Source organism: Poseidonibacter ostreae, assembly GCF_009208075.1.
GTDB classification, from domain to species: Bacteria; Campylobacterota; Campylobacteria; order Campylobacterales; family Arcobacteraceae; genus Poseidonibacter; species Poseidonibacter ostreae.
The window spans coordinates 1-5,593 of the sequence record NZ_WFKJ01000075.1 but is presented as its reverse complement, the minus strand read 5'-3'; the positions used below and the strand labels follow the sequence as shown (position 1 = coordinate 5,593).

Sequence of the window (5,593 nt, the reverse complement as noted above, 5' to 3'; positions counted from 1 at the left end):
CAATATTCAATTGTTTTGCTACCATCTTGTGCATGTCCATCTTCCTTTAATCGTAAAAAGCCTAATTTGATTCTTCTTTTATTAGTTTTATTTATATACTCATCACTCATAGGATTTTCACCTAATCTTCTTCTGTTTGCATCTACATTGCTGTCATACCCAAAATCATACTCTTCAGGGAAAAGCTTTGCGTGAAGTTCTTTTACTAAAGAGTTAAAACTGTTTTGAATATTTAATAAAAAGTCATAATTCTTTTTATCTTCAATAGACATATTTTTTACTTTTTCATTGTATTTTTTAGTTTCTTCTTTTTTCCATTTGGTCATAATTTTATTTCCTCTTTTATTTTCTTTAAATACATTGATTCTAAAATCTCTTTTGATTTTTCGTATAATTTAATTTCATGACAATCTGGATTTTCTGATTTTTTATAAACATATTTAGCAGGAACTGCATATTGTAAATGAGATGAGTGACTATCTTTAAAAGGCTCAATCAATCTTACACCGTAGTCTTTTGAGCTAAACTCAAGTTCACCTTTTATTAAAACTCCATTTAACTTTGTTTCAATTTGAATTGTTTTAGTTTTAATATTTTTATTCACTTTCTCAACCTTTATAGAATTATTATAAAGTAGAGATAAGACAGCTTTATGTCTGGTTGATTAAACCTTTTACTCTATTAATAAAAGAACTTTCTCTTTTCAAAATCTCTGAAAATTTAGTATCATCTTGATTTTCTATATCACCAGATAAATCTATTCCATCAATAATAAACTTAGTATTACTATTATCAAACCAATTCTCACTATAACAAATATTTTTATTAAATTCTTTTTCAAATGGATATAGAAGTCCACCAACTTTTACATTGTAATTATTTTTATGGTTTTGATAATAGCTCATATATGTATTGATTTGAAAAAAGTCATTTCTATCTACATCACCACTTCCAAATTTATCTCTACCTCTAAACAGCATTCGTTTATATTTTGTATCGAATACCATTACCTCCTTATCTTTTATCATCACAATATCAGGAATAATTTTTCTTTGATAAAACATACTTGGAGTGTTATATAATTCAATTTTTGGACTTGAAACACCCCAGTCAGGAAATTCTTTTGCTAAAAGTTTTGTTACATATATTTCAAATAATTCAGCGACATTTACTAAAAATCCATAGGTTTCTTGTGAAGCATTTTCTTTTTGTTTTATATCACTACCATTAATTATATATTTTGCATATTCTAATACTTTTTTATATGGACTAAAAATAGGATTTTGCAAAGCTTTTGATTTAATAGCTTTATTTATAGTTTCATTTGAGACATATTTATTACTTCTATTTTGTTTCAAGTGTGTTTTAATATGAGATATATTCTTTGTACTAAAAGAACTATTATCTATTATTTTTACAGCTTTATATAATACATCTATTATCTCTATAATCTCTTTTTGTTCACGACTTGTAGAGGATATTTTCCCTTTAAATGGTATATCATTTTTAATAAATCTATTTATATCTATTTTGCCTTTTACTTTCATATCATGATAATTTATACTTTTATAGGCTTTTGGAAGACCAAGTAAAAAAGCTTTTTCAAGGTTTTGAACAAACATATAGTAGATGATAAATCTTGATATATCTAATTCTTTTGTATCTTCTCCTGATACACTTACATCATCAAGATATATATCATTGGTAAAGTTTAGCATTCTCTCTAAAAACTTATTGCTAAATCTTGATTTTATATCTACTTCTAAACCATCCCAAAAGAACTTACCAACATAGTTACCCGTTTGAGCTAAATAGTTATCTTGACTATCTTTTTTTATAGAGATTATTAAATCATCTTCATTTTTTAACTCTTTTTTTCCTTCATCTTTAAAAAAAGAGAAAAAAGTATTATCTGATGATTTTTCTATATAATCTTGTAAACTTATAGATAGTTCTTTTAAAGTTTTACTACTACTTAAACAACAATATCTATTGTTTTTTAGATAATCTTCTCTATCTTTTTTAGTCGTTTTAATATCTACATTTAAAAGATTATAATTATCAACTATTTGTATCATTATTTTTTACTTTTGGTAATGTAAAAATTTCTTTTGATTTATCTAAATGATTTTGTATCTCCTTATCACTATATTCAGCTCTTAAGTATTCTTTTAAAATAGGTGATATATGTTCTAACCAAACTCTATTAAGTTCTGTTTGCTTAATAGTTTTAAGCTTCATAAAATATGACTGTCCTAATTCATAAGCATCACTTAAATTAAAACCTTTAGAAGATATAATATGTTCATTTAGTTTTTCACAAACTTTTATATACGCATCAACATTTTCATTATCTTTATATTGATTGTAAATAACATCGTAATCACATCTATAGTGTTTCCAAACAAATCTTCTTCTAAGTGCCATATCAAAACTATCTACACTTCTATCTATATCATTCATAGTACCAATAAAGTAAATATTTTCAGGTACACCAAAATACTTATTTCCATCTTCTTCTATAATAACAGCATGAGTATCATCCCAAAGTGATGAATTTGGTGTTTTTACTTTTGTACCTTGTAATTTTCCATTTACAAACTTTAATCTTTTATCATCCTCTAAACATAAAAGTAATTCTCCAAAAACCCTTGATAATTCAGCACGATTTATTTCATCAGCTATAAAATAAAAAGTTTTTGGAGAATATTGTTCATAATCATTTCCTTTTTTCAATTCAGCAAAAGCATCTATACACATTTGCTTAAATACACCATTTTTAAGTTCAAACTTCATTTGACCTTTTTCAATTCCGGTTGGCTTTATTCCCTCAATAAAATCTTCATATCCATAACTGGGATGAAATTGTACAAGCTCATATTCACTATTTTTTTCAATTAATTTTCTTGATATTATTGTTTCTTCTGTCATATATGTTTTACCTGTTCCAGGTGCTCCATGTAAAATCATATTTTTTGATTCAAAATCTAATCCACCACTCCATATATTTTTTATATTATCACTATAAAAAAAATGTAAATCTTGTCTTGTATTTTCTAAGTCTAAATTTTTTAATTTTTCTTTTATTTCTTTTAATGCCATATCTATATCTTTTTCATCTATATTAAAAATTTTAGAAAAGGCTTTTTCTATTTTTCCTTTATGGTCATTACTTAAAATTGGTTCATAATTTAAACTATCAAATAAGTGTAAAAGAGCATTATGAATTGACACAGTTCTAGGTTTGTCATGAGAAGTATCAGGTTTATTACTTAATTGTGCATTAGTTTTACTTTTTTTATCTTGATATGAATAATCTTTAGTTGTAGTAAATTGCATTTTTCCATTAAAATTATCTGACTTTAAGATTTCAATTGCTTCCTTATCTTTTTCTTCTAAATAGCCTTTTAAAAATTTAATAATATATGCTATTTCCATAGGTTTATTAGTATTATAATAAGTCCCTGTTGATGCGAAACCTACAAATTCATTAAAAAAAGGATTATCTATATCTATTAAAATCTCATTCTCATACTCTAATGATTTTAATAAGTCTTCAATATATTTTCCTCTATTTTTTGCATTGAAAGGTGGAATTCTCCAAAGCCAAATTACTGTTACTAAAACTTCCATAACATTTTTTAAAATATTTGTATCACTACTTTTATTTTCTAGTTGATGTTTAACTTTTTCCTCAAAACTGACATCACCCGTATAGCCATTATTTACAAAATTATCCATTAAGTAGTTAATACTTTCTGTAGTTAAAATAATATCATTATCATTTAATCTAAAAATAGATTTCCTATCTTTTAAAAATCTTTCTACAAAGCAATTAAAAGCACTTTTATAATCTGTTATTTTATATTCAATTCCACTCATCTATATTTCCTTCAATTTCTCTAAAATCTTAACCATCGCCAAAGTATCTAACTTACAATATGCTAACAATGCTTTTCTATATTCTTCTTTCTCATCTTTGTTCTCTATCTTTGATAGATTTGCATATGCTTGCATAGCCTCTCCTCCATTATGTATTAAATTCAAATCTTTATATGCTTTTTCCATTTGGGGAACTAATGCAGGTAAAACATTTTTGATAGAGTAACTTCCTTTCATTTTAGGACTATAATAATCTTTATTTTGAAAAGGAATCATTAAATCCTTTATATTATCGTGAATAGACATTAAGTCATATGTAAACTCGCTATATAGGTTTGCAAGCTTTCTTATAACACCTTTTTCAAATCCCATATTATAAGCTAATACAGTCACATCATTTGGAATATCTTCTACAAGTCTTTTAGCTAACTCATATCTTGGGTCTATACCATCAAATGCCAAAAACTCTTTGTGTTTTAAATTTCCATCTTCTTCTTGTATATGAAGAGAGTATTGAAATGGTATTTGTTGAAAAGGAGATAATCCCTCAAACTCTGGAATAGCTTGTTGAAATGTCTCAAAATCTAAGTGATATATTGGATAAGTTAAAGTATCTAAAAACTCTTTTATAGCCTCTTTATCTATTATCTCTTTTTGAGATAGCTCTGATTCTATTTGTATTTGTTGAGCAGGAGAAAAACTTGAAATATCTTCTAAGTCTTTAAAATGGATAATATCTTGATTGTATAGTTCAAACTTTTTATTAGTTCTTAGTCTTGATATATCAAATATAGAGTATTCAGGGATATGTTTCCAACAATAATCAATAGCATCACAATCATATGGATTATTACAATGTATTCCTATATCAATTTTTGGTTCATTCTCTTTATCTTCTAAATGCTTTTCAAAGTGATTTAGAAAAGAAGGAATATTCTCTTGTAACTTTTTAACTTCATCAGTTATGTCAACTACTGAAAATAAATTATTTATATCTAGTTCTTTTTCTCTTACATATGCATTATTAATATGTATTATATTTACTTCTTTTACATCATATCCAAGTTTTGAAAGAACGTAGTATTGAATTGATGCGTCATGTAAATATATATCTTTTACACTTGTTGAACTTTTTACTTCATAAATTTTAACTTCTTTTTTTGCATTATCAATTACATGTAATATATCAACTGCAATAAAGATACCATTATATTTAAATGAAGCCTCATAAATATTTTTCATATTCATATTTATCCAAAGCTTAGTTTGAATAATCATATCTTCTAAACCAAGCTTAAATGGAACTTCTTTTCCATTTGGAAAAAGTTTACAAGCTAATTCCCCAACTTCATTTCCAGTCTTAAATATTGCCTGAGTTTGTTCATTTGGAATTGTAAGGACATCTTGATTATATTTTTTTAACCAAAGAGATTTAACACATTGTAATCCTCTTGTATATAGAGATTTAGATAGATACATTTTTTTCCTTATTTACGGTAGCTAGTTTATAACTTTCTTACTTATATAATGATAATAAAAGTATATATAATTAATAAGACATCTTTATGTCTTGTTAACTATATAAAATAAAATATTAAAAGATTTTGTAGCTATTTAGTATAAAAGAATGAAGAGGTAACTAAAAGACCTTTTGTTGCTGATTTATCTACAAGATATAGGATAATGAGTTCTTAATTGACTTTTTCTAAAT

General features: G+C 25.2%; 5 protein-coding genes. All 5 read right to left on the bottom strand.

The window, feature by feature from the left end; genetic code table 11:
* Positions 1-326 (bottom strand): hypothetical protein (locus GBG18_RS14550; RefSeq protein WP_152192237.1); only part of this gene is annotated, 326 nt, incomplete at its 3' end.
* Positions 323-604 carry a hypothetical protein gene (locus GBG18_RS14545; RefSeq protein ID WP_152192235.1) on the bottom strand — a complete coding sequence of 94 codons (282 nt, stop codon included), beginning with the start codon at positions 602-604 and terminating at the stop codon, positions 323-325. The genes GBG18_RS14550 and GBG18_RS14545, both read right to left, overlap by 4 nt.
* A gap of 46 nt (positions 605-650) precedes the next feature.
* On the bottom strand, positions 651-2,078 hold the full coding sequence (locus GBG18_RS14540; RefSeq protein WP_152192233.1) for a 5-methylcytosine restriction system specificity protein McrC: 1,428 nt from the start codon (positions 2,076-2,078) through the stop codon (positions 651-653).
* Positions 2,062-3,882 (bottom strand): McrB family protein, encoded by a 1,821-nt coding sequence (locus tag GBG18_RS14535; RefSeq protein WP_152192231.1) that lies wholly within the window; start codon positions 3,880-3,882, stop codon positions 2,062-2,064. The genes GBG18_RS14540 and GBG18_RS14535 overlap by 17 nt, the downstream gene beginning before the upstream one ends.
* Positions 3,883-5,361: a DUF2779 domain-containing protein gene (locus GBG18_RS14530; protein WP_152192230.1), complete on the bottom strand. Its 1,479-nt coding sequence runs from the start codon at positions 5,359-5,361 to the stop codon at positions 3,883-3,885. It abuts the gene before it with no gap.
* Positions 5,362-5,593: the final 232 nt, after the last annotated feature.